This window comes from Peribacillus sp. FSL K6-1552 (genome assembly GCF_038005205.1).
Lineage (GTDB): Bacteria > Bacillota > Bacilli > Bacillales > DSM-1321 > Peribacillus > Peribacillus butanolivorans.
Map to the genome: position 1 here is coordinate 1,080,840 of NZ_JBBOST010000001.1, position 26,294 is coordinate 1,107,133.

The 26,294-nt window shown below is 37.1% G+C and carries 24 protein-coding genes and 1 pseudogene; 15 read left to right on the forward strand and 10 right to left on the reverse strand.

The window, feature by feature from the left end; genetic code table 11:
* Positions 1-4 precede the first annotated feature (4 nt).
* The 5 genes from NST21_RS05200 (at position 5) to NST21_RS05220 (ending at position 5,947) form a co-directional block, all read left to right on the forward strand.
* The gene (locus NST21_RS05200) at positions 5-1,162 is read left to right on the forward strand and encodes a M20 peptidase aminoacylase family protein (protein ID WP_340888102.1); all 1,158 of its coding nucleotides are present in this window, start codon (positions 5-7) and stop codon (positions 1,160-1,162) included.
* A complete protein-coding gene (locus NST21_RS05205) occupies positions 1,152-1,946 on the forward strand; it encodes a GNAT family N-acetyltransferase (protein ID WP_340888104.1) in 795 nt (264 codons plus the stop codon). Before NST21_RS05200 ends, NST21_RS05205 begins: the two co-directional genes overlap by 11 nt.
* Before the next feature lie 13 nt (positions 1,947-1,959).
* Entirely contained in the window at positions 1,960-3,069 is a 1,110-nt protein-coding gene (gene menC, locus NST21_RS05210; RefSeq protein WP_053344732.1) for an o-succinylbenzoate synthase, read from the forward strand.
* A gap of 170 nt (positions 3,070-3,239) precedes the next feature.
* Positions 3,240-4,319, forward strand: a complete 1,080-nt coding sequence (locus NST21_RS05215; protein WP_340888106.1) for a YkvI family membrane protein — start codon at positions 3,240-3,242, stop codon at positions 4,317-4,319.
* 212 nt (positions 4,320-4,531) lie between these two features.
* Positions 4,532-5,947, forward strand: a complete 1,416-nt coding sequence (locus tag NST21_RS05220) for a SpoVR family protein (protein ID WP_053344734.1) — start codon at positions 4,532-4,534, stop codon at positions 5,945-5,947.
* A gap of 264 nt (positions 5,948-6,211) precedes the next feature.
* Here the strand turns inward: NST21_RS05220 and NST21_RS05225 are convergent, their stop codons facing one another.
* Positions 6,212-6,538 (reverse strand): antibiotic biosynthesis monooxygenase family protein, encoded by a 327-nt coding sequence (locus tag NST21_RS05225; protein ID WP_340888107.1) that lies wholly within the window; start codon positions 6,536-6,538, stop codon positions 6,212-6,214.
* 1,148 nt (positions 6,539-7,686) lie between these two features.
* Here NST21_RS05225 and NST21_RS05230 point away from each other — a divergent pair.
* Together NST21_RS05230 and NST21_RS05235 are read left to right on the forward strand one after the other, a co-directional pair.
* A complete protein-coding gene (locus NST21_RS05230; RefSeq protein ID WP_340888108.1) occupies positions 7,687-8,172 on the forward strand; it encodes a hypothetical protein in 486 nt (161 codons plus the stop codon).
* 765 nt (positions 8,173-8,937) lie between these two features.
* Positions 8,938-9,126, forward strand: coding sequence for a hypothetical protein (locus NST21_RS05235; protein WP_201182286.1), 189 nt, complete (start codon positions 8,938-8,940; stop codon positions 9,124-9,126).
* A gap of 622 nt (positions 9,127-9,748) precedes the next feature.
* Here NST21_RS05235 and NST21_RS05240 read toward each other — a convergent pair.
* From NST21_RS05240 to NST21_RS05260, 5 genes and pseudogenes are all read right to left on the reverse strand, one after another.
* Positions 9,749-10,078, reverse strand: a pseudogene (locus tag NST21_RS05240) (PhzF family phenazine biosynthesis protein); the annotation flags it as partial.
* A gap of 339 nt (positions 10,079-10,417) precedes the next feature.
* Complete coding sequence (locus NST21_RS05245; RefSeq protein WP_252431255.1) at positions 10,418-10,624, reverse strand: hypothetical protein; 207 nt, start codon at positions 10,622-10,624, stop codon at positions 10,418-10,420.
* 48 nt (positions 10,625-10,672) lie between these two features.
* A complete protein-coding gene (locus NST21_RS05250; protein WP_034306678.1) occupies positions 10,673-10,876 on the reverse strand; it encodes a helix-turn-helix transcriptional regulator in 204 nt (67 codons plus the stop codon).
* 12 nt (positions 10,877-10,888) lie between these two features.
* Positions 10,889-11,287 carry a hypothetical protein gene (locus tag NST21_RS05255; protein ID WP_252431253.1) on the reverse strand — a complete coding sequence of 133 codons (399 nt, stop codon included), beginning with the start codon at positions 11,285-11,287 and terminating at the stop codon, positions 10,889-10,891.
* Positions 11,288-11,894: 607 nt separating this feature from the next.
* A complete protein-coding gene (locus NST21_RS05260) occupies positions 11,895-13,169 on the reverse strand; it encodes an IS110 family transposase (RefSeq protein WP_340888116.1) in 1,275 nt (424 codons plus the stop codon).
* Positions 13,170-13,503: 334 nt separating this feature from the next.
* On the opposite strand from NST21_RS05260, the gene NST21_RS05265 reads away from it, so the two are divergent.
* From NST21_RS05265 to NST21_RS05280, 5 genes are all read left to right on the forward strand, one after another.
* Positions 13,504-13,851, forward strand: a complete 348-nt coding sequence (locus NST21_RS05265; protein ID WP_053344750.1) for an ArsR/SmtB family transcription factor — start codon at positions 13,504-13,506, stop codon at positions 13,849-13,851.
* 17 nt (positions 13,852-13,868) lie between these two features.
* The gene (locus tag NST21_RS05270; RefSeq protein WP_340888118.1) at positions 13,869-15,167 is read left to right on the forward strand and encodes an arsenic transporter; all 1,299 of its coding nucleotides are present in this window, start codon (positions 13,869-13,871) and stop codon (positions 15,165-15,167) included.
* Between the two features lie 33 nt (positions 15,168-15,200).
* Positions 15,201-15,620, forward strand: a complete 420-nt coding sequence (gene arsC / locus NST21_RS05275) for an arsenate reductase (thioredoxin) (RefSeq protein WP_201182277.1) — start codon at positions 15,201-15,203, stop codon at positions 15,618-15,620.
* Between the two features lie 118 nt (positions 15,621-15,738).
* Positions 15,739-15,786, forward strand: a complete 48-nt coding sequence (locus tag NST21_RS28705; protein ID WP_445670588.1) for a hypothetical protein — start codon at positions 15,739-15,741, stop codon at positions 15,784-15,786.
* Positions 15,787-15,943: 157 nt separating this feature from the next.
* Positions 15,944-17,292, forward strand: a protein-coding gene (locus NST21_RS05280; protein WP_340888119.1) for an IS3 family transposase whose coding sequence is annotated in 2 segments (ribosomal slippage) — positions 15,944-16,388 and positions 16,388-17,292 — 1,350 coding nt in all. Because the reading frame shifts where the segments join, the coding sequence is not laid out codon by codon here.
* A 56-nt stretch (positions 17,293-17,348) separates the two neighbouring features.
* Here NST21_RS05280 and NST21_RS05285 read toward each other — a convergent pair.
* The gene (locus NST21_RS05285; RefSeq protein WP_340888121.1) at positions 17,349-18,104 is read right to left on the reverse strand and encodes a SurA N-terminal domain-containing protein; all 756 of its coding nucleotides are present in this window, start codon (positions 18,102-18,104) and stop codon (positions 17,349-17,351) included.
* A 532-nt stretch (positions 18,105-18,636) separates the two neighbouring features.
* Here NST21_RS05285 and NST21_RS05290 point away from each other — a divergent pair.
* From NST21_RS05290 to NST21_RS05300, 3 genes are all read left to right on the forward strand, one after another.
* The gene (locus NST21_RS05290) at positions 18,637-19,929 is read left to right on the forward strand and encodes a globin-coupled sensor protein (protein WP_340888123.1); all 1,293 of its coding nucleotides are present in this window, start codon (positions 18,637-18,639) and stop codon (positions 19,927-19,929) included.
* A 19-nt stretch (positions 19,930-19,948) separates the two neighbouring features.
* Positions 19,949-20,959: an HD domain-containing phosphohydrolase gene (locus tag NST21_RS05295; protein WP_340888125.1), complete on the forward strand. Its 1,011-nt coding sequence runs from the start codon at positions 19,949-19,951 to the stop codon at positions 20,957-20,959.
* 709 nt (positions 20,960-21,668) lie between these two features.
* On the forward strand, positions 21,669-22,874 hold the full coding sequence (locus tag NST21_RS05300; protein WP_053344754.1) for a metallophosphoesterase family protein: 1,206 nt from the start codon (positions 21,669-21,671) through the stop codon (positions 22,872-22,874).
* A gap of 366 nt (positions 22,875-23,240) precedes the next feature.
* Here the strand turns inward: NST21_RS05300 and NST21_RS05305 are convergent, their stop codons facing one another.
* From NST21_RS05305 to NST21_RS05315, 3 genes are read right to left on the reverse strand one after another with little or no spacing between them, the layout of a single operon-like run.
* Positions 23,241-23,792, reverse strand: a complete 552-nt coding sequence (locus NST21_RS05305) for a TVP38/TMEM64 family protein (RefSeq protein ID WP_340892459.1) — start codon at positions 23,790-23,792, stop codon at positions 23,241-23,243.
* Between the two features lie 5 nt (positions 23,793-23,797).
* Positions 23,798-24,475 (reverse strand): response regulator transcription factor, encoded by a 678-nt coding sequence (locus NST21_RS05310; protein ID WP_340888127.1) that lies wholly within the window; start codon positions 24,473-24,475, stop codon positions 23,798-23,800.
* Positions 24,453-25,844: a HAMP domain-containing sensor histidine kinase gene (locus NST21_RS05315; RefSeq protein ID WP_340888129.1), complete on the reverse strand. Its 1,392-nt coding sequence runs from the start codon at positions 25,842-25,844 to the stop codon at positions 24,453-24,455. The genes NST21_RS05310 and NST21_RS05315 overlap by 23 nt, the downstream gene beginning before the upstream one ends.
* Positions 25,845-26,294: the final 450 nt, after the last annotated feature.

The window sequence follows — 26,294 nt, forward strand, 5'->3', positions numbered from 1 at the left end:
AGAAATGGATATAACACAATCAATTGAAAAATTAAGACCTCGTATTATCGAAATATTTGACCATTTACACTCTCATCCTGAAACAAGTTGGAATGAAGTGAATACTACAGCATTCATTTCGAATGTTTTAAAAGAAAATCAGTGCTCTGTGAAAAAATTTAAAGATTGTACGGGCGTAATTGGAGAAATCGGGAATGGAAGTTTCACTGTCGGATTACGATCAGATATTGATGCACTTTGGCAAGAAGTGCATGGGTCGTTTCAGGCCAATCATTCCTGTGGACACGATGGGCATATGACTTTGGCTCTTGGAGTTTTCCTGTTATTGAAGGAAATGAACTTTCAACCCAAAGGAAAACTGAAATTCATTTTTCAACCTGCTGAAGAAAAAGGTACGGGTGCATTAAAGATGATTGACGAAAAAGTAGTGGATGATGTTGATTTTCTTTATGGTGTGCACTTAAGACCAGCGGAGGAAGTGAAAGATGGACAGGCGGCACCAGCAATTGTTCATGGAGCTGCACAGTTTATTAAAGGAGAAATAGTAGGGACAGATGCACATGGAGCTAGACCGCACCAAGGGCAAAATGCTATTGAAATAGGAGCATCATTCGTTACATTGTTAAACAATATCCATCTCAATCCTTCCATACCTTTTTCAGCAAAGATGACACAGTTTTTTGCAGGTGGCGAAAGTTCCAATATCATTCCAGGGAAAGCTACATTTTCATTGGATTTAAGAGCTCAGGATAATGAAGTAATGAAAGACCTTACCAAAAGAGTGGAAAAAGTTGCAGAAGCTTTGGCCGTCGCAAATGGAGTTGAAATTAATCTGGAGTCGGGAGCTAATGTAGCTGCTGCAATTGTGAACAACCAAGCCCAAGAAATAATGGCTGAAGCTATTGCAGATACTCTAGGGAAAGAAAATTTAGTAGCTCCAGTTATTACAACTGGAGGAGAAGATTTTCATTTTTATACATTAAAAAAACCAGAAATCAAAGCGACGATGCTTGGGTTAGGCTGTGATTTGACACCAGGTCTACATCATCCGAATATGACATTCAATAAAGAAGCTTTGCTATCCGGAATTGAAATTCTAACGAAAGCGATCATTCTTACTTTTGAAAAATATGGTGAGGGGGAACGACGATATGACAAATGAATTAATCATTAAATCTTTATCTACTCTAGAAGATTTACAAGAAGTGCAGCAACTTGAAATTCTCGTATGGGGCATGGATTGTGTCCCTACCCATCAAACGCTTACAGCAGTCAAAAACGGTGGCATTGTTTTAGGTGGTTACATCGATAATCAATTAGTAGGTTTTCAATACAGTTTCCCGGGATTTAAGGATGGAAAGGTTTTTCTTTGCTCACATTTGCTAGCTATCCATCCGGACCATCAAAAGAAGGGATACGGTAGATTACTTAAATTGGCCCAAAAAGAAGAAGCACTCAAAAAAGGCTATCATTTAATTACCTGGACATATGATCCATTGGAGAGTGTGAATGCTAACTTGAATATCGGTAAACTAAAAGCGGTTTGCCGTACATATATGGAAGATTGTTATGGGGAGCTTAAAGGCGCACTTAATGAAGGACTGTCCACTGATCGTTTCATGGTGGAATGGAATTTAGAGCAAGAAACTGAGAGCGATGAGCAACTTACTGATAAAGCGACGCATATCGTAACGACGGAAATGAATAAGCAAGGCTTTCCGTTCATCGAAGATTATAGTTTGGAAACAACTGCGGAAGTGGTGGCTATACCCATTCCAACGGAAATTCAAAAAATAAAAAAAGAAAATCTTTCTCTTGCAATTGATTGGCGTGTAAAAACAAGTGAACTATTCCAAACGCTTTTTTCCAAAGGGTATGTTGTAGTAGGAATTGAACGAAAACAAGGTGAAAACATCCAAAAATACTTATTAAAAAAAACAGAATAAGAGGAGAATAGAGATGAAAATAAAAGAAGTGCGTTTACGTCATTTGAATATGGATTTGACTGCTCCATTTACAACTAGTTTTGGAACATTTGTAGATAAAGAGTTTATCCTAGTGGAAGTGAAAAATGAAGAGGGACTTTCAGGTTGGGGAGAATCAGTCGCGTTTGGAGCTCCTTGGTATAACGAAGAAACAATTAAAACCAATTGGACTATGCTGGAAGATTTCCTGATCCCGCTTGTGTTGGATAAAGAATTAGAACATCCGAGTGAGGTATCGGAAATGTTCTCACATATTCGTAAAAATAATATGGCAAAATCGGCAATCGAGGGAGCTATCTGGGATTTATACGCAAAAGAAAAGAATATCCCATTAAGTACAGCTTTAGGCGGAGAACTGGATAAAATTGATGTAGGCATAAGTATTGGAATACAAGAAACAGTAGCTGATTTACTTAAGAAAATTGAAAACGGCTTGAAAGATGGTTATAAAAGAATCAAAATCAAAATTCAACCAGGTTGGGATGTAGATGTAATCAGGGAAGTACGCAAGCAATATCCTGATGTACCGATTATGGCAGATGCAAACTCAGCCTATCGTTTGAAAGATATCGAGTTACTGAAACAACTCGATCAATTTGATTTAATGATGATCGAGCAGCCTTTGTCATCTGATGATATTGTGGATCATGCGACATTACAAGCGCAAATCAAAACACCGATTTGCTTGGATGAAAGCATACACTCCGTAGAAGATGCACGAAAAGCTCTTGAGTTGGGAAGTTGCAAAATCATCAATATTAAAATCGGAAGAGTAGGCGGCTTAACGGAAGCAAAGAAAATTCATGATTTATGTAAAGAACGAAATGTACCGGTTTGGTGTGGAGGCATGTTGGAATCAGGTATCGGACGTGCCCATAATATCGCATTAACAACACTTGATAATTTCACAATGCCTGGTGATACGGCAGCATCGGCAAATTATTGGCATAAAGACATCATTCAACCCGAGGTTACAGTGGAAGATGGAGTCATTATTGTTCCAAAGACGGCTGGTATTGGCTTTAAAGTCGATTACGCAACTGTCGATGAATTTACTTCTTATAGTAAAAGATATACCAAATGAGTAATTAAGCAGTTTTAGTATTCCAGCTTCGCGAGCGATGTGAATAACCTTATCGTAAAAACGCTGAAGCTGGAAAGTTATTAATGAAAAAAATGGGTAGAATTGAATGGAGAAATGTTTCGTGTACACGGAATTGTCAGAATAATCATTTAATTAAAGGGGGGATTCATATGAAAAACAGTGTAAATCTTGCAGGTGCATATATAGGAATTATCATCGGAGCAGGATTTGCTTCAGGACAAGAAGTATTGCAATTCTTTACGAGTTTTGGAATCTACAGTGTATTAGGAATTGCAGTAGCAACTGTATTATTTGCTTTTCTAGGTATGCAGGTTACACAGTTGGGCTGTGCCCTTCAAACACGCTCTCATAAAAGTATAATCGATCATATTTGTGGTCGTTATTTAGGTAGAGTGGTTGATGTTATGATCACGTTTTTCTTATTTGGTGTAACTGTCATTATGATTGCAGGTTCTGGTACTATTTTTGAAGAACAATTTGGCATTCCAAGTGTAGTAGGAGCTGTAGTGATGACAGTACTTACCATTGGAACTCTCTTACTTAATGTTAATAAAATAATGTCTATCATTAGTGCAGTCACACCATTTTTATTTGTCATCATGATTATTATTTCGGGTTACTCATTCTTTACATCTGATCTTAGTTTTAATGAGATCATTTCTTCCTCTAGTAAAGAAACAGCAGCAACTGGAAATTGGATTTTGGGTTCATTACTGTATGTTTCCTATAATATGGCTGCTGGAATTGCTATGTTAGCAGTAATGGGTGGTACGTTTAAGAATAAGAAAGAGGCAGGTATGGGCGGTATTTTAGGTGGAATCGGTTTAGGAATCTTATTATTCTTGATCAATATGGGAATGCTGTCTGATTTAAAAGGCATTGAAGGTGCAGGAATGCCCACTCTTTTATTAGCCAATCAAATTTCTCCATGGTTGGGTTATATTCTATCAGTCATCCTTTTAGGAATGATTTATAATACTTCAGTTGGAATGCTTTATGCTTTTACTGCTAGATTTGTTCCATCCGAAACAAAAATCTTCAAAATTTCAGTAATTGTTGTAGGGATTCTGGCTTTCCTTGCTAGTTTCGTCGGATTCATTAAATTGGTTGGAACCGTATACCCAGTTACAGGATATTTAGGTTTTGTAATTATAGCAGCGCTTATTATTTCTTGGGTTCGCTCAAAATCGAAAAAAAGAGCAGTAAATGCAGACTTCGTGAAGTATTAAAAGTGAAGGGGATTTAACTGATTACAATATCGTTCCCTGAATTAAATAACATTGATAATGAAAAAAGAGTTTATTTCTAAATATATTCCTAACATCTTCGCTTTATGGAGATGTTTTTTTCTATTAACGATGAACCTTTAAACGTGATTACGGCATTTTTCCGCCTTTTTTTCATACATTAGAATAAAGGCGGAAGACAAGGGGGATATCGGATGAATGGAGCGGAGCAAAAGGCTCTGGAATATGCCATTAGTGAGATTACAGAAATAGCAACTGGGTTCGGGTTGGATTTTTACCCGATGCGTTATGAAATTTGTCCTTCAGAAATTATTTATACATTTGGTGCATATGGGATGCCAACTCGTTTTTCTCATTGGAGTTTTGGAAAGCAGTTTCATAAAATGAAGCTACAGTATGATTTTGGATTAAGTAAGATTTATGAACTGGTTATTAACTCTAATCCTTGTTATGCTTTTCTTCTTGACTCCAATTCACTTGTGCAAAATAAATTGATTGTTGCCCACGTTTTGGCGCATTGTGATTTCTTTAAAAATAATGTTCGTTTCAATAACACAAAGAGAGATATGGTAGAAAGTATGTCGGCCACGGCAGAAAGAATTCGAGAATATGAAATTCTGCATGGCAAAAAGGAAGTAGAAACATTCCTCGATGCCCTTTTGGCTATCGAAGAACATATCGATCCGTCACTTATGAGACCAAAGCTTGCCTGGACGATGGAGGATGAGGAAGAAGAAGAGGAAATAAAGCCTGCAGCGACTCAATACGATGATTTATGGAACCTTGATAGTAAGGATAAGCCAAAGAAATCTAACGTGAAAGGTCGGAAAAAATTTCCTCCGAGGCCTGAGAAAGATATTATGCTTTTCATTGAGCAGTACAGTAGGGATTTAGCAGATTGGCAGCGGGATATCATGACAATGATCAGGGAAGAGATGCTGTATTTCTGGCCACAGCTCGAAACGAAAATCATGAACGAAGGCTGGGCATCCTACTGGCATCAGCGTATTATCCGTGAATTGGATTTATCTTCAGGTGAAGCAATTGAATTTGCCAAATTGAATGCAGGTGTTGTTCAACCATCACGAACCAGCATTAACCCTTATTACCTTGGGTTGAAGGTGCTTGAAGATATTGAAGAACGCTATGATAATCCAACCGAAGAAATGATAAGACTTGGCGTTAAGCCTGGATCCGGTAGGGAAAAGATGTTCGAAGTCAGGGAAATTGAATCGGATATTTCCTTTCTGCGCAATTATTTGACGAAAGACCTGGTTATGCGGGAGGATATGTATTTATTCCAGAAGCAGGGCAAGGATTATAAAATTGTCGACAAAGCGTGGGAGCAAGTTCGCGATCAGCTCGTCAGTATGAGAGTGAACGGAGGATTCCCATATATCACAGTAAATGACGGAGACTACATGCGGAATGGTGAACTTTACTTAAAACATTGGTACGAGGGTATTGAATTGGACCTGAAATATCTTGAAAAAGTCATGCCGTATATCCATCAGCTCTGGGGACGTTCCGTGCATATGGAATCGGTCATGGAAGGAAAAGAAGTCCTGTTTTCCTATGATGGAAAAAGTATTCATCGGAAGTATTTATAAGGAAGAATAAACTGCTGAGTAATCGGCAGTTTTTTTGGTTTAGTTTCAAAATTCAATACTTTCCACACTGATGAAGTGACTTGATTTCTCTGTGTCCAAGTTACTTAATTATCCTGCTGATTTTTTTCTTAATGATTCAAAGCAAAAAAAGACGTTATTTGTAAGGAGATTCTCCCTTTTTTGTTGAAGAAAAAGGTTGCCGCAGCAACCTCCTTAATTGAGGTAAGTCCCCGTTAACTGAAGATGTGCAATATTTATTTATCATTACATTTCGAAAAGGTTGTCTCTCTCTACTTTACAAACTCTAACAGCGAAATTTTTATACCATTCTGTTTTCCCTCTGTCTTGTGCAACTTTATGTGCTGAATGTTCCTTCCAATTCTTTATTGCATCTAGAGATTCCCAGTATGACACAGTGATTCCTAGTCCCTCATCACGAGCACTTTCCACGCCTAAGAAACCCTGCTGTTGAGAAGCTAACTCTTCCATTTTGTCTGACATTTTCCCATAACCATTGTCACCTTCCGTTCGCTGTGAAGAAAATATCACTGCATAATACGGTGGTTGAAGAGTTTTTGCAATCCCACTCATTTTTTGCCCTCCTAATAAATCGAATATTGAGACATTTATATCTTCTGAATTTTAACATAATTTCTGGTGTTTTTGTTCAACTAACCTGCCCCGTTTTGAATAAGAAAGGCTGCCACAGCAAATGAATGTACTATCCCCCCAGACGATCTAATGTGCCTGAAGGATAAATTAGTTTTGTCTTTAGTTTTACTTATACTAACTCCAAAGTCATGCCTGTAGAGGCTCCCAAGGTCTACGAATATTAGCTTACATCCACTAGAAAATTATGATAAGTGACATGTTTAACAAAAGGGCAACGCTCCGTTCCGTTAGCAAAACCACCCTCCACCCCTTGGATAGGCACGACGAAGGAATGAAAGGGCATATAAATTTGACCCGTTGAGTCATGAGAGGGAAAGCCTCAGAGGTCGTGGAGAAATTATGTAGAATATGGAATATAAAGGGGTTTAGGTTGAAATCCTCTGTTTTCATCTGCCTCCATATTGCCCAAACGGTCAAATCCCCTTTTATTCACTCATTCTTTCTCTACCCAGTGGGGTGAAATCCTGCGAATAAGTAAGGATTCGTAAGAAATACTTAATAAACTGAAGGAGTTCAACAAGAAACTTTTTCTATTTTTCCTTTTATGTAAAAAACCCATACAACTGATAGGAAAAATAGGCTATACTTGCCATATCAGTTAAACGCAGGAGGTATATCGGTTAAGTCAAATATTTTATTAAAAGTCGAAGATGTTGTTACATCGGTTGGTGTTGCAACTTCAACCATTCAGAAGTAGAGTGTTATTTTTGAACAACATGGTTGATGTACAACTATAGTTACAGCTATGGCTGATATGGAAGCCCAAAGGAAAGAGCAGGAGTAACAGTTTGCAGTTTGAATCAAGACATATTAGAAAAGACTACTGAAAGCCTGGAAACTGAATTAAAACAAGTAAAGCAGTATAATACAGAAATTATAGAATTTAATAGAAGAGTAGAAGCCCATCTCACGAAAAGATGGTGGCAGATCTTCTTTATTGTTGAATAAATCGTAACAAAGAAGGCGTTTCACAGAGGACCTTAAACAACATTACGAATGGAGTTGTACTTATATTGAGTAGAAAGAAAACAATATATATGACATTGGGAATCGTTGGTTGTTTCTTGATGATTGGAATCGCATTCATATCAATAATGATCAACGTTAAAAACTTTGATAGAAATTCTCTAGGTAATACGGGGTCACCGTCGATTGGTAGTGACGGCGAAGATTATTCCAAGAAAGTTGTTAATGAACCTGTCGAAAAAGATATCGTCAAATTGGCGGACGGCACGGACGCACACACGTTCATTGGCTCGAAACACGCATTCTATAACAATACGCTCGGATACGGCAATATAGAAACGACGACGCATTCGGAACAAGCAGAAATGGCAAAAGAGATAGTGGACACAATTGACGGTGTTTCTACTAAAAACCAAGACCTTGCGGACGACTTCAAAGAAATCAAAAAGTACACCACGATTGCTATGAAAGAAGACGACCAACACGCATATATTCAACTTCACCGAATGTTTCACGATTTGGATATTTACTTCAACGGCTATTCATACAACCAAACATGGGGGGTTACGGAATTCACGGGCGAATAAATCTTCCGTGTTTTTCTTTTTATATAAAATAGTGTTTCAGGAAAATTAACAACATTTACCATAAAATCAATGAGCTTGAAGTGATAAGATGGACTAGCGTGGTAACTTTGTTTATTTCTCCAATGTTAATTGCAACAAAACAGAGTATATCCTTCGAGGACGATGATTTCATAAGTGAGCTCGAGGTCACAACTAAATTTCATATTAATCCATGTAAATATTCCATTTGGAACAATACTGGACGGTGAAATCATCAACAATGTAAGCCTGATTTTGAAACACTGATGTAAAGATTTTAATCTAAAGAATAATCAGAACATACTATACAATACAGCAACGAAATATATAAACTATGGGGCTGATTAACGTTAGCAGCTCGTAAAAGTAGTTCCCAGACGTTTTCAAAAATCATATGAATGATTGATTAAAACCGTTTAGAGAATCGCTATACAACAGCAAATGCAAGTGCGGGGGCTTCCTTGCTATATGTACGGATCTTGGCGCAATGCTATGTCGAGAGTAGCCCGCCCGATATTCATTACTACTGGATGGAAAGCTAGAGGAGATACATACGCTTATGGATAACAAAAGATGTATATGTACGTGCCAAGTGGGATGATATTACCCGTTTAACTCCGATATTCGATAAGAATAAAACTAACGTTGACTATTATTGTGACCGGTGTTTGCAGGCTGTTAAAAGCAATCTGTTAATGCTTCCGTACAGTTCGCTGTGAATCGAAAGTAAAATAGGGGGACTTTGGGATGAAAGAATGGATGTTGAAAATGTTTCAAGAATCATCGGGCAACTTAATCGAATTAATAACCGTTACTCTGATAGCAGGGCTAATCGGTTTCGTAATCATATGCGTTCGTGGTCTTTTTTACAGAGCATTGGACTTCTTTTCAATACCTGTTGGTCGGTTAATAGAGAAATTGGTTAAGAGAAACTAGTTATGGGGTTTTAGTCCGATAAAAACACTCCTCGTTCGCTTATTAGTCGAACCCTCACTAGAATATATGATGAGTTCTACGGACACAGGAAGTCGATGGGGGGGAAACTGCGTTTTTTATGGCACGATCGAGCTGTGGGAAATGGTTGCTGGACAACAATGTCCAATGCGCAAACCTTAGATTTTATTTACTGTTTTTTTACACCAAAAAAGCGAAAATTAGCTTGCTGAAGTAAATACTTCTGTAATGAGACATTGGGAAAAAGAGGGGTAATTCACTCAGAAGAGATAAAATAAAAGGGATATAGGCTTTTTACAGTAGCTATTTGAGAAAAATGATCGTTCCAGCTTGCACTACTTTAAAATATAATAATCAACTAACCATTCTATGTAAAGGAATAACTGAACTAATGAAATCTACTAAGAGGATTACCAACCACAATATTTGTTATAGTGGTCGGCTTAGTGTTAGAGGTGAAATATAGAAATTGACATTATGAAACCTAGCAAACTAAATAACTGGTCAAGAACGAGTAACCCCCAAAGTAAAACGGTTAAAATAGCCCAGCTATCGGATTCTTCGATTTTTCGTTCCATTTCTATTAAGAAGTTAACCTCATTTCTCAACGTATCTGTAGATCAGCAATAGCGTATAAAACTGCAGACCCACTGATTTTCACTCTATCTCCAGAAGATTTGCAGTATAATGTTCCTCCGCGTTTGGAAAGCTGTCTTGCTACCATTTCATTCTTACCAAGGCGTTTTGCCCAGTAAGGAATAAAATTACAATGTGCAGAACCACAAACAGGGTCTTCATTCACCTTGAGCTTCGGGAAAAAGGATCTAGAAACAAAATCGTATTTATTACTTTTCGCCGTGATTGAAACGCCCAAACCATCCGGCAATTTTTCTAGCATAGAAAAGTCGGGGGATGCATTTTGAACTTGGAACTCCCTGAAACTGGAGTTTGCAGTACGAATCTAGCTTCTAGTTGCTACGACTCTGATACTCCAGCAACTGAAACAAAGGCAGTTCATGCTGTGGCAGTCCCGTTTTAGCGAGATTGGAAATTAAAAGAATTCTTGTTGCGAATAAAACAGAAGACCAGACTGGTGATTCCAGACTGGTCTTTTTATATTGATACTTTTTTTATTTCGAGATGCAAAATTAAATTGTTTTTGGATAGTCGGACCATTTATTGTGTCTTCTTTTGCCCTATGGAACTAACACCCGTTTGTTTAAGTGATTTTATTCACAATATTTCAGTGTAAAAATGAAATTCTTATTTATTACTACTTTACAAAAAATGCAATAATCCCTATGATTATGCACAAAATCCCACCCAAAAATTGTCCTAATCCTGATGCTTCTCCCATTAGTAATAAATTAAATATATTCTTACTTTTTTGATTTTTTCCGAATAAACCATCGTCAGTTTTCATACGATAAATACCCCAAACTATTAAAACTGCCCCAAAAATAAATAATATAATCTGCATTTAAAATCCTCCGTTGTTTGTTTAATATGTGCATCTTTTTAAAATGGATTATTTGTCATCCTCATCAAAAATAAAAGTTTCTTCAATTGATAAATTAAAAACTGAAGCTATTTTATACGCAAGTAGCACAGATGGATTATACTGTTGTTTTTCTAATGAGATGATTGTTCTAGAAGATACACTTACTTTATCAGCTAATTCTTGTTGTGTTATTTCATGTTCTATTCGTAATTCTTTTACTCTATTTTTCATAAATCCCCCTAATTAAAGGACATGATTATAATATTTTCTAGCCCAAAATTCACTAATTATTAATGATACTAAGACAACAAACAATACAGTATTTGTTGCGATTACCACAAAATTAGTTAAAAACATAAGAATAAAGATTTCGTATATCAGAATTTGCAAAGAAAAGCGAGCAACTTTTCCATCAATTAAAGCGTCTCTTTCATCATATTCCTTTGCTAATTCCTTTTCTAGAGATTTATTCTTTCGGGATTTAATATAAGAAATTGTTGAGGAAACCAAGATTATTCCCCCTAAGAATAATATGAAATACCCAAAATTAAATCCTACTGATTTATCGAGAGTAATTTGAATGATTCCCAATACAATTATCAAGATTGATACAAAAAAGCGCTGTATGAATAGATTTTTCAAACATACCTCTCCTAACCAATTTAAATTCTCCTGAAGTGAAGTTTGTTTCACATGAAGTTTTCTTCACATGAAGTTAACTTCATGTTAATCATTCTCAAAGCAAAAGTCAATAAGTAAATGTTGATTATTAAAATCATTTTAGTTTTCATTGTGATGAACTCCCTCAGTATGATAGCTATATCTCTCGAATGCTCACTTATTCGCAGGATTTCATAACCCTTGATAACGGTTAAAAGCAATGAGCTCAGATCATTTTGGTTTCATGGAGGCATAGTTAAATAAAGGAGTAATAGGAAACTCCATATTCTACCATATAATGCACATAATCTCCACGCCGCCCCTGGAGGCTTTCCCTCCCATGTCTCAACGGGTCATCGAAAAATATGCCCTCTCATTCCTTCGTCATGCCTATCCAAGGGGTGGAGGCCAGTTATGCTAACCTAATGGGTCGGTGCCCTTTTGTTCAAGAAATCTGGTACTCCGTGCATCTTTGAGATCCTACGAATAAGAAAACATTCGACAAAAGATAAGCTGAAAATAAAGTATTAATTATTTTCAAGTGAGGTTCCCTTCGAGAACCTGTAAAGCATGATTTATTCAATAAAAACTAGGCTGTTAGAGCTGAAAAAGGTTGTAATTTTTCTGGGGAATAAGATTCATTTCGTTTGGCTATGCCTACAAATACTCGAGCCAGTTTACCAACCAATTTCATAATTGATTTCATTTTCTTTATTTTTTTCACCTTAACATTATTAGCGTGCAACACTTTAAACTCAGGGTTATTCATGACAAGGCACATCGTCGCTAGGTATAAGAAACGCCGCAGTCTGGATCTCCCACGTTTAGAAATGACAATCTGACCTTTCCATTTACCAGAGCTCGCCTCGGAAAGATGTAACCCTGCATGACGAAGGAGAGAATTACCATGGGCGAATCCACTTAAATCTCCAGCTTCCCCTAAAATTCCAGCTAAAGAGATTTCACTGATCCCTTTAATAGCCAACAGTTTCTTTGCGAAAGGAATTTGTTGAAGCACGTTAGTGACTTCTTGTTCCACTCTTTCGAGTTGCGTTGTAGCTAGATCATACTCTTCCAGTAGTTGTTCTAAATGTAGCTTGTAAGCATCATGTGCTTGGTGGGATCCGATAGAGCGTTTAGCTAAATCTATAAGTTGATAAGCTTTTTTCAACCCAGGCTGACGCTTCATTACCGATTTCCATTTGGCTACAATATCTTGAGGTTGCATCGATCGTAACTCGATTGGTGTCGGAAACAAACGTAGAGTTGCGATTGCCCCTTTTCCTTTCACATCTTTAAACACTTGTCGTAGCTCAGGAAAGACAACATCTACCCATCGATTTAATTGATTAATAGAACTAACGAGACGTTTTACGATTACGTCACGGTTGGACATAAGAACTCGAAGTTTTTCGAAAGACTCTGAAGCCACATGAACAAAAGAATAGTATCCATTCTTGACCATATCCGCAATCACGAGAGCGTCTTTTTTATCACTTTTGGACTGAGTGTTATCTCGATTTTCTTTATTTCTTTTTACAAGGTGAGGATTGACTGTTACGACATCAACCTTTTCGTTAGATAACCATTTCGATAGATTAATCCAGTAATGACCTGTAGGTTCCATACCGACAATAGTTGTGTCTAATCTGTTTTTACCTTTTAGTTTATTAATCCATTCTAGAAATCTGTTAAAGCCTTCTTCGTTATTTTCAAAAGTAAGAGGATCACCTACCACGATTCCTCGATAATTTACAGCTCGAGCAACGTGAAATTGTTGGGCGATATCCACGCCAACAACGAGATGTCGATCAGAAATTCGTTCAATGAGTTGATTTTGTTTGTCCTGCATTTTAAAATTCATATTAGGGTTCCTCCTAAGGTTTTGAGTTAGAGTGATGTCTTACTCATATCTTACTGAGGAGCCCTATTTTTTTCAAAGTTAATAATTAACGCTCTACAGGAATGCTAACCTGCCCCGTTAGTTCATCAAGAAAATCCACAACCCCCTTAAACAAGTCTTTGAAGGGGGCTTATAGGCGCGGAGTTTTTTTGGAACCATCTTTTAAGCAGACAATAATTAAAAATTATTTTGTTGAATACTTAAGCCTTGATTAAATAAGAATATACTTATACAATGATATTAAATAACTATATAAGCATATGGTTATTTATTCGATTAGGCTAGGAGGGATAAAATGCAAACGAATGAAGCGTTGGATATAGAAGCTACGGCAAACGTTCTTAAACTTTTAGGTGATAAAACACGTTTGACCATGGTGAAAATTATGTCTGAACATGAATGTTGTGTCTGTGAATTTGTAGACCTGTTTGATATGAGCCAACCTGCTATTAGCCAACATTTACGAAAGTTGAAAGATAGCGGAATTGTGAATGAAGCGAGAAGGGGACAATGGATATTTTACTCGTTAAATCAAACATCCGCTTATTACTCATTTATTCAAACAGTTATCAAGGATTTGCCAAGTCAAGCATTTAAAGTAGAAGAATTAACAGCACAAGGAAAACGAATTTGTTGTGACTAACGAGGAGGAGAACATCAGTGGGTTCTGTTTTATTAGCTAGTATCATCTTTTTGCTGACGTTGACACTCGTCATCTGGCAACCCAAAGGATTGTCAATCGGATGGTCAGCATGCGGGGGGGCGGTACTTGCCTTACTAGTTGGGGTTGTTGACTTCAATGATGTAATTGCCGTTACGGGTATTGTATGGAACGCGACGTTGGCATTCATTGCTATTATTATTATTTCTTTGATTTTAGATGAAATTGGTTTCTTTGAATGGGCAGCTCTACATATGGCTAGAGCGGCTAAGGGAAATGGAGTAAGGATGTTTGTGTATGTGAGCATTCTGGGAGCCCTAGTCGCTGCGTTCTTCGCAAATGATGGAGCCGCTCTCATCTTAACTCCGATTGTTTTGGCAATGGTTCGAAACTTGAAGTTGGAAGAGAAAATGATCTTCCCATTTATCATCGCGAGTGGGTTTATTGCGGACACTACATCCTTACCGCTTGTGGTAAGTAATTTGGTCAACATTGTTTCTGCGGACTTTTTTGATATCGGGTTTATTGAGTTCGCCTCTAGAATGATCGTTCCCAACCTGTTTTCATTAGCAGCAAGCATTCTGGTATTATATTTGTATTTCAGAAAGAGCATTCCGAAGAATTATGATATAGCTCAATTAAAGATGCCAGTCGATGCCATTCGGGATGTAAAAATGTTTCGCCTGTCTGGGATTGTTTTAGGTGTCCTGTTGGTAGGCTATTTTATCAGTGAATTTTTCAACATTCCTGTATCCATCATTGCAGGTGTTATCGCCATTTTCTTCTTGTTTATGGCAAGACGAAGTCCAGCTGTTAATACCAAGACCGTTGTAAAAGGCGCACCATGGGCAATCGTGTTTTTCTCAATTGGCATGTATGTAGTGGTTTACAGCCTACGAAATGTTGGATTAACAAATGTATTAACGGATTTAATCCAAGTTACCGCCGATCAAGGGTTATTTGCAGCAACGATTGGGATGGGCTTCATTGCCGCCATTCTCTCATCGCTTATGAATAACATGCCAACTGTGATGATTGATGCCCTTGCCATTTCCGACACCAATACAACAGTCGTGATTAGGGAAGCCCTTATTTATGCAAATGTCATAGGTTCGGACTTAGGACCGAAAATTACACCGATTGGTTCTTTGGCTACATTATTGTGGCTACATGTCCTTTCATTAAAAGGCGTGAAAATCTCATGGGGAACCTACTTTAAAACGGGAATCATCTTAACCATCCCAACATTGTTCATCACATTAGTTGGCTTATATATATGGTTGCTCATTATTCATTAAACACTTACTTTACATTAAAAGGAGAGATACAATATGGCTAAAAAAACCCTTTACTTTTTATGTACAGGTAACTCTTGCAGAAGCCAAATGGCAGAGGCATGGGGCAAGAAATATTTAGGAAACGAATGGGAAGTGCTTAGTGCAGGAATTGAAGCCCATGGGTTAAATCCAAACGCCGTAAAGGCAATGAATGAAGTCGGAGTGGATATTTCGAATCAATCATCAGATATCATTGACACTGACATTTTAAATAATGCAGATTTTGTTGTGACTTTATGTGGTGATGCAGCAGACAAATGTCCAATGACGCCACCGCATGTTAAACGTGAACACTGGGGCTTTGATGACCCAGCAAAAGCGGAAGGAACAGATGAAGAAAAATGGGCTACTTTCCAACGTGTTCGTGATGAAATCGGAGCAAGAATTGAACGTTTCTCTAAAACAGGCGTATAAATAACATTGAAAAGCCGCGAGTGATCTCTCGGCTTTCGTTTTATCCATAGCATAAGTAAATGATTATATATTGAGGGGAGATGAGCTAGTGATGAAAGTTGGAAACTTTGATCCGTCAATGTGTTGTTCAACCGGTGTTTGCGGGACAAGTATTGATCCGAATTAACAAGGGTGGCTATAAGTGCCTTCAACAGAGAAAATACATATACCGAAATACTCGACTCTACATAAGCCATAAGCATTAAGTTTCAATACAAAGAGCTGCCAATTTGAACTGCACCCCAATTGTTAGACAACATCTAACAATTGGAGGTGCAGTTTTTTTGACTAAATATACGATAGACGAAAAATTACATGCAGTTTTAGAGTACTTGGAGGGGAAAAAATCCTATAAATCCATTGCACAAGAAAGAAATGTAGGTTTATCCCCTTTGAAGAGATGGGTCGCTCGCTATCTAGAACATGGGATGGAAGGAATTGCTTCATCCTATACAAATTACACTCTGCCCTTTAAACTAGAGGTACTTAAATATATGAACGATTATGGGGCATCGATCAGCGAGACCGCTGTACACTATAATCTTCCTTCCGATTCTACACTTTTGAAATGGTCAAATCAGTTGAAGGAAGGAGGTATAGACGCCCTTAAACCAAAGAAAAAGGGGCGTCTATCCATGAAAAAAGAAACCAAGAAAACATCACCAGCTAAAGGCTCTCAAGAAGCACTTCTTGCCGAATTAGAATACTTACGTGCAGAGAATGCCTATCTAAAAAAGTTGAATGCCTTAGTTCAAGAAAAGGAAGCCCTACAAAGAAAGACAAAGCGAAAGTAGTCCATGAACTAAGGGAACAATTTGATTTAAATCTGCTTCTATCCATTTCTAACATGGCACGGAGTACATACTATTATTGGGTAAACGCCTTCGGGCGTGAGGATAAATACACAGAAATGAAATCCCTTATCGAGGAGATTTTCCATACGCATAAAGGGCGTTATGGGTATCGTCGTATCACCCTAGAATTACGTAACAGAGGTGCTCGCATCAATCATAAAACAGTTCTCCGATTGATGAATGAACTAGGATTGAAGTCTTTAGTTCGCATGAAGAAATACCGTTCGTACAAAGGGAAAATCGGCAAGATTGCACCCAACATTCTAGCACGTGATTTCAAGGCAACAAACTCAAATGAAAAATGGGTGACAGACGTCACAGAATTCCATCTAGCTGGGGAGAAACTATACTTATCGGCCATTCTTGATCTGTTTAATGGAGAAATCATCGCCTATAATATCGAATCTCGGCCTGTTTATCCCCTCGTTTCCAAAATGCTGGAGAAAGCCTTTGACCGCTTGGAATCGAAAGATTCACCCATTCTTCATTCAGATCAGGGCTGGCATTACCAGATGAAACAATATTCGCATGATTTGAAAAGACATAACATTACACAAAGCATGTCCCGTAAAGGAAATTGTCTCGATAATGCGGTCATAGAAAACTTCTTTGGCCTATTAAAATCAGAGTTACTTTATCTTCAAGAATTTGAAAGCATGGAGCATTTCAAACAAGAATTAGAAGAATATATCCATTACTACAATCATCAACGAATCAAGGTAAAATTAAAAGGCATGAGCCCGGTAGATTACCGGGTTCATGCCCTCAAGGCTGCCTAATTAAATAAAGTGTCTAACTTTTTGGGTTCACTTCAATTCGGCAGCTCTCTCCTTAATTAAATTTTAATATTCACTTTTGCATCTTTTTGAAGCTCTTCCACATGTTTCACAAGCTTTTCTTGTTTCTTTTGTTGCTCTAGTAGCTTCTTGATTTGCGGCTTCATTTCTTCAAGTTTCTGTGCCTCTTGCCCACTTGCCTTCGCTTGCTCCTTAACCTGGTCGTAATATTTTTCAATTTCTTCATCAGTTGCTTCTTCTACTTTAATCTCTTTATCAACGTACTTCGTATACGGAATATCTTTAGCGATCTGAGTTTTCAACTTTTCCAAATTCAACCCTGCTTTTTTCATCGCTTCATTAAATTTCTCATCATTCTCGTATCGGCCTTTCATTTCTGCAAGTTGCTTTTCGATTTCATCCTTGGAGGCTGTGTAGCCCTTTTTATCAGCAGCTTGAAGCAGCAGTCTTTGCCCCACTAAAGAATTGATCGTTTGCTCTTTAATTTGTTCGGCTACTTTCTTCGAGGTTGGATCTTGTCCCAATTGTTGCATCTGTATTTGTGTCGTAGACAGCATGCTATTATATTCCGCACCTGAAATTTTCTCGTCGTTGACGATGGCCACCGTTTTCTTTTCATCTACCTTTTGCTTGTCTAGTTTCTTCTGCAATTCTTCCATCTGTTTTTGCTGATCCTCAGTTGTTTTAGCCGTCTCTTTCTCGTCATTTTTTTTACCAGCTTCATCGTTCGAACCACAAGCTGTTAAAACAACTGCCAATAATCCAATAACGATAGGGTACAATAGTTTCTTCATATCCGTTCTCCTCTCGTATTCGAAACTAAAAAATCATCTAATGCGCATTATAAATGAATTTCCCTTTAAAACACAATATAATCATTCTTTTTTTCCAGAAAACAGGAAGATAGTTTGGGCATTACCTCATTTAAAAGGTGCAACTTTCTAGGAAACTGAATCCATTTACCCTTCATAGATTCAATAAGCTGAAAAGAGATAGTAAGGCCGACATACACGAACAAAAGGGAAAGTATTTCGATCCATCTATAGCGGAGACTTTCATAGACTATTTTAAGAGCAAATATGATTGTATAACAAGATACATATAGAAACGCCTGGGGTTGTATTTAAGTAGTTGATAAAAAGTTTCATATCCTACTTAATAATGAAACGTTTTAATTAGCTATTTCAGAATTATTATTTGATAGAAAAGAAAACTTTGTGAAAATTCCTTGAATTGTCATATATATGGATATAAGTAACTACTGTATCTAAGTTTTATATGGTATTATATACCTGGTAATTAGTATGTAGTTCAGGAGGAAATTCATTGTTTTTTAAGAGATTCAATTCACAAAAAGAAAGCATAGTTAACATAGCAGGGAATGCTAAATTGGATATACCTAGGGGGACGGAGATTGAAAATCAAGTGCAAATGATTGGACTAACTAAAGAGGATCTTCGAATCATGAACCGTTTACAACCCATTGTCATTGAGAAAATTGATGATATCGTAAGTGGATTTTATAAAAATTTAGAAAATGAACCTTCCTTATTAACCATCATCCATGATAAGAGCTCGATTGATCGATTAAGAAAAACCCTTAAAAAACATATTTCCGAGATGTTTGATGGTGTTATTGATCAGACCTATTTCGAAAAAAGGATACGGATTGCCCAGATTCATGTCAAAATCGGACTTAAAACAAAATGGTATATGTGTGCCTTTCAGGATCTTCTCCTTTCTCTTACCACTATCATTGAAGAACACATAGAAGATCGAGTGGAAGCTTTTCTAGCTGTAAAAGCTGTAACTAAACTATTAAATCTGGAACAACAATTAGTGCTGGAAGCGTATGATTCTGAAACGGAAAGATTGAGAGAACAAGACGAAGAACAAAAAAAATGGATGAAGGAACGTGTGGCAAATTCTTCAGAAAACCTCGCGGCGATCTCCGAAGAGACTAATGCATCCTTCCAACAATTAAGGGTTCAGTCCCATGAAATTGTTACACTTGCAAACAAAGGGACTGCCTTATCAGTGCTAGCAGAAAAACGAGCTGGAAAAGGGAAAAATCAGCTAAGCAAACAAAATGACACGATGGTGAATATCCATCAATCGGTCAATGATATATCAGGTGATGTAGAGGTCTTGCTCGAAATTTCGAATAGGATGCAGGTCATTGTGAATATAGTAACAAGCATTGCCGAACAAACAAATTTATTAGCTCTAAATGCGGCAATTGAAGCAGCACGAGCGGGTGACGCTGGAAAAGGTTTTGCTGTTGTAGCTGGAGAAGTTCGTAAGCTTTCCGAAGAAACTAAAAAGTCAGTAACAAACGTATCCACTTTAATCATAGAGACGAACGCTCAAGCTGGAAAATTAACACACTCTCTCGAAAACATTAGGGAGGCTGTAAAAGACGGTAATGAAAGCATGAAAGAAACGGAAAATCATTTTGAACAAATACTAAGAACGATGGGTGAAACGAAATTCCAAAATGACAAGATTGAAAATGAATTAGTTTCCTTTGTAAATGTGGTGAATGAATTAAGTCAAGCATTTGAAGAAGTAACTTTATCTGCCGATAGCCTTACCATGATTACACAAGAAATGAAGTAATTTGATGGAGGTATAGACATTGAAAGTTAAATCAAGTGTGCCACTTGAATTGGTGGGGTATTTAAAGCTGGCGGATGCCGTCATCATTACGGATCACCATCATCGCATCGTTGATATTAATGCGTATTATGAGCAAACCACAGGGTATTCAAGAGACAACATCATTGGATTCAAGGCTGGATTCTTAAAGTCAGGGTTAACACCTCCGTGTACCTACACGTCCCTTAAAAGAGAATTAAGGAAGGGGAATCCTTGGTCAGGGGTCTTCACCAATCGAAAGAAATCAGGAGATATTTGGCATTCCTCGATTACAATCACTCCGATTCATATAGAGAATCATCTGTATTTTGTTGGGGTTTTTCGCGAATTGGAGCAATTGAAAGAAGGGATTTATCTTTCGGAAAACAAAAGAGTCGAGAACCAGAGAGAATTGTTAAAGGTCCTTGCTATTTCATGCGAAATCCGAGATCCTGGCATCGAAGAGCATTTATTGAGAGTACAAATCTTAACCGAGAATCTGGTTTTGGCACATAATCGACGAAACCATTTAGAACTATCTAAAAGCTATATTAACCATATTGCTCATGCAAGTATTTTACATGACATCGGGAAAGCGGAGATTCCTGAAGGGATTTTATATAAACCAGGTCCCTTATCTCCATACGAACGGAAAATCATTGAGATGCACCCATTAATGGGAGCTGATATTTTGAATAAGATTTCAAGGGAAATAAATCATGAGATGATCAGCAGTCTGGAAGTGGCTGAAAACATCATCACCTACCATCATGAAAAATGGGATGGAACGGGATATCCCTATCGTTTGAAAGGGGAAGATATTCCATTAGAAGCTAGAATCGTAGCCATTGTGGATGTGTTCGATGCATTGATCAGCAGAAGACCTTATAAAGATTCATGGCCAGTGGAGCGAGCGTTATCTTACATACACGAACAAAAGGGAAAGCATTTCGATCCATCCATAGCGGAGACTTTCTTAGACTATTTTAAGAGCAATGATCTGATTGTATAACAAGATACATATAGAAATACCCGGGATTGTATGTAACAGAAAAGGTATTAATCGGAAGGGGGCTGCTGAGAAATCGGCAGTTTTTTTGTTTTTATTTGTAGTGGCACTATAAAAGAGTAGCGATTCTATACTTAAGAAATAGAAATACTAGTTATGCTTGATACCAAAGTTACCTCTAGATCAACTTCTTTCTTATAAAAATCCAGCAACTATTTCAGATGAAGAATTGAAATCTATTGAGGAATATGTCACTGGTGTTGGTCCAAACTTTAATAAAAAAGACGAAAAATTTGTGAAAATGGTTAGAAACCATAACTTCAATTCCACCATCTATTACTGTAATTCCCCGATGAATCAGTAGAAATCTAGAAACGATTTTTTGATATCTCACACATTCCTTCTTCTATTGTTTTCTTTACTTACCTTTTATATAAGGTTAATACTCTACTAATAGTTTCACCTTATTATGAAGTAAGAACTGAACTTTATAGGGTGATCTTCAATAAAATGTAAGCTTGTAATACTATAAATATCCAATCCAGTTTTTTTGCGATGAAAAACAGGGAGACTTTGTTTATAGTAATGGTATTTTGAATTGGAACTACATAGTTTTTCTTCACGTATTTATTGTAATCCCTATATGCTCACCATTGAAGTCGATAGCTTTATCCCTATAAAACAGTTACTAGAAGAGAATGGGAGATTTATTATGAAGAATCAAGAACCACATGAAGGGTTGGATAGACGGAATTTTATTAAGGTAGGAGGAATGAGTACACTTGCCTTAACACTTGGGTTCTCTGGACTTTCAGGTGATTTATTTAGCACCACAGCACTCGCTGAAGAAAAAGATGACATTTCTCTACAATTTAATCGTAATGGAAAATTAAAAATCGTTCAATTTAATGATACACAAGATGATGAACGTATTGATCGTAGAACATTACAGCTTATGGAGAAAGTGCTTGATACAGAAAAACCTGATTTTGTTGTGCTTAATGGAGACAATATTACGGGTGGATGCGATACACCTATGGAGATGAAGCAAGCCATTAACAATGTTGCACAACCTATGGAACAAAGAGGAATCAAGTGGGCTATTACCTTTGGAAATCATGATGAAGATTCTACCCCGAAGGGCGGTCTTGATGAGGAAGACATGCTCAAAATCTATCTTTCTTATAAATACAATATGAACAAGCCTACTGTCGAAGGTATTACTGGGACAGGTAATATGAATTTACTTATAAAGGATTCAAAAGGAAAAAAGGCAGCTTTCAACCTTTGGCTACTTGACAGTGGAAGATATGCACCAAAAACCATAGCGGGTCAAGATTTCCAAGGATATCCTACGTGGGACTGGCTTCGTTTTAATCAAGTGAATTGGTATTATGAGACGTCTAAGAAGTTAGAGAGAAAATGGCGAAAAAAAATTCCTTCACTCGCTTTCATCCATATTCCTCTTTGGGAACACAGGTTTATGTGGTATGCGAGCGTAGACCAAAGAACAGACTCTAATCATGAGATTGCCGTTAAAAAGCATAATATAGTAGGAGAAAGAAATGAAGAAGAGTGTATGGGACCAATCAACGGGGGACTGTTCTCAGCGATGCTGGAGAGAGGCGATGTCAAGGGCGTTTTTTGCGGTCATGATCATATAAACACTTACGTAGGTAATTATTACGGAATCCTGCTTGGGTATGCGGGCAGTACCGGGTTCGGTGCTTATGGTCTGCCGGGAGCTGAAAGGAACAGACTACGGGGCGCCAGAGTATTTAATCTAGATGAAAATACAGCTGAGGTTCTAGTAGAAACGCATATGGTATTCGCGAAGGACTATGGCATTGACTTGACAGCTAATGATCAGAGTATTGATCCTGTGCCTCTAGAAAACAACAAGAAAATTAAAGGGTAAAGCGGTTTTAAAGAGTTAAGTGCATTTACTTGATTTTGGACAGAATTGTCCCATTAAACAACTTCTTCCAATTGATTGTTCAATAAAGGAGTAATTCTATAATTTATATTTATCAAGCTGAAAATTACTAGACAATCGGGCGCTTATCTAGAATAACGAAATTATTAATTTATCTTTGTCAAATCATAATCTTGTAATACTACAAAAAAGGATAGATAAAGCTGATTAAGTTCTGTTTTATCTATCCTTCATTTTACCTTTTAAAATGTGACATTATTTATTACTTCTTTGTTATCAAAACATTTCATCATAACCTTGACTTATAATGGGAATATCAGGTTTTTTCCGTTTACATGGTCCCCTTCATTACATTTCTTTATTCTTACCTCTTTTAAAGTAAGACAAGACTACGATGATCAAAATCAATAATATTAAAATATTCCTTATATCCTCCGATGCCTGCAACACTTGTGTCACTGAATAGGCCTCGATAAGGAGGGCGGGCAGTTTTCCAATAGATGTAGCGATGAAGAAGATTATGACACTCGTCTTACTTATTGCTGCTGTAAGATTAATTACGCCGGAAGGTATAAAAGGAAGGAGTCTAAGCATTAGGATCATCCAAAATGCACGCCATCCTTGTGAGTTTTGTAGTTGTTTTAACCATCGGTTCTTCAAGAATTTCGGTTTGAAAGATTGAAGGCCTTTTCGATATAACCAAAAGCTAATTACTGCTCCTGCAATTTCTCCAATGTAAGATAGAATTAATCCCTTTTCAAAACCAAACACAGTGATATTGGCGGCAGTGATAAACACACTTGGAATAAACCCAAGTACACTAATTAAAATGTTTAATAATACACTTACGGCAATAGAAAATGGGCCACTTGATAATAATGCTGCAGAAATGATCTCCATATCAATCAAACAGAACTCCATTTATAACCGATACCCCAAACTGTTTTCAAATGTTGGTCTACTGGAAAATCGACATGGCGCAATTTCTCTCGAATATTTCGGATATGAGAATCGATGGTCCGATCTTCTGTATCTGTTTTGAATCCCCATATGGTCGATAGCAGATGATCTCTAGAGTACACTTTGTTAGGGTATTTTAGAAGTAACCCTAACATAGAGAACTCTTTTGGTGTTAACGGGATGGCCTTAAATTGATAATGCGCTTCATAAGCAGATTCATTTAAAGTTATTCCGTTAAATTTTACATATCCCGCTGGATGATTGCGTACCCGTCGCGTCACAGCTTCGATTCTAGCAAGTAAAACTTCTTCATTAAAAGGTTTAGTTACATAATCGTCGGCTCCCTTTTTTAATCCTTTTACCATTTCTTCTGCCGCATCACGAGCGGTGAGCATGATAATGGGAACATCAGAAAACGCTCGGATTTTTTCACACGTTTCCCATCCATCCATTTCAGGCATCATCACATCTAGAATGACCAAGTCAGCCCGATTTTCCCTTAAGAACAAAAGCGCTTCATGTCCAGAGTTCTTCTTCATGCATGTATAGCCGTGAGGTGAAAGATATAATTCTATAAGATCAAGCATTCTCTTTTCATCATCAACTAGAACTACTGTCTTCATTTTTTTTCTCCTTAAATATGATAGTGAAGCACGTACCTTGCTCTATACTACTTTTAACTGAAATGGTTCCTCCTTGAACTTCCACTAATTGCTTAACAATAGAGAGCCCCAAACCAAATCCGCCAGTAGCTCTCGCGCGTGATTTCTCAACACGGTATAAACGATCAAAAACATGGGGGATGTCTGCTCTCGGAATTCCTACTCCTTGATCTATTATAGAGATGGAAATATTGCCAATTGATTCAGTGGCTTTGATAGTAGTGACCGTATATTCATTCGAGTACTTTAGCGCATTGTCCAGTAGGTTAAGAAGAACTTGTTCAAAACGGGAAGGGTCAATATCCATAAATAAATTATCCTTACACTCCAGATTTAATTGTATATTTTTATTCGTAAAAGCAGGTAACACTTTTTCATAAACGGATTGCAGGAATGAAGAGAGAGGGACGGTTTCTTTTGAAATCGTAAATGTATTAACATCCATTCTTGCTATATTGAATAGTTCATCTAATAAACTGTTTAGTCGTTTTGATTCTTCATGGATGATCTCTAAGTATTGTGTTCTTTCTGGTATATCTAAATCTTTTCGCCGTGCAATATCAGCATAGCCCTTAATATACGTTAGTGGTGTGCGGAGTTCATGAGAGATACTTGCCAAAAATTCATTACGTTCCTTTTTTAAATAGTTTAACTCATTAGCCAAGCTTTGAATGGACTGTGCAAGTTCCCCTAATTCATCTTTTGAACGTACAGGTACAGATACAGAAAAATTCCCTTTGCTTAATTTGGTCGTTGCTTCTTTCATCGTAATAAGAGGTCTAGTCAAGGCTTTTGATAGAAAATAAATGGTTATAAGCATAAAGAAAAGGAGCAATAAAGTAGCAAAGAGAAAATGTTTGTTCAATTGAGAGATTAAATCTTCAACATCTCCGGTATTTTTGAACATATAGACATAGCCTTCATTTACTTTATCGCTGTTAAATGGTGTAACGGTGGCTATATATCTTTCTTCCTTCCAACTTGATTGGATGATTAGACCTTTTCTTGGTACTTGGGATAGGTCCTTTTTTAAGATTTTCTTCATTCCGCTATTGACCTTTTCAGACGATAATAGGATATCGCCTTTTGTATTCGTAATCACAACATCTGTATCGGTATGTGATTCCATCAGGCCGATGTGATGAAGAGTTGAATTGTCATAAGAGATTTCTAACACGTCACGATGACTATTGCCACGTGACTTTAGTGATTCTAATTCTTGATTGATACGAGAATGAACTACTTTATTGTGTAAATAAATCATGGAAACAGTTTCAATTAAGAAAATGCATACAAACATCCATAAACCTAATTTAAATGAGATTTTCACGTGTATTCACCTTCTTATTTATTGAGAACAGTGTATCGAAAAAGTATGAAGAAAGTATGCAGATTTTTATATACTTTATCCCATTACAAAGTTAAATAAAGTAGAAATTAACATTCGCTGAGACATAGTTACTTAAATAACGATAATCTGAAGTGTAAATAGTTGCAAGGGGGACCATAAGATTTCCATACAAGATAGGGTTGGAAAATAAAACTCCGAGAAAATCGGGAAATAATATTTTAGTCTATACAAAATGTTTTGCGTAAAGGAAACATTTTATTGTGATTGAATAGAATGTAAAAAAAGGAGCTGATTCATATGTGTTGTACAAACCGTACGCAAAGAAAAATAATGGTTTATTCCGCTTTATTTAAAAAAATGGGTATTCTCAATGAAGAGGAATACAAAAATATCGCGAAAACTTTTCAAACGAAGGATTAAGCATTGGGT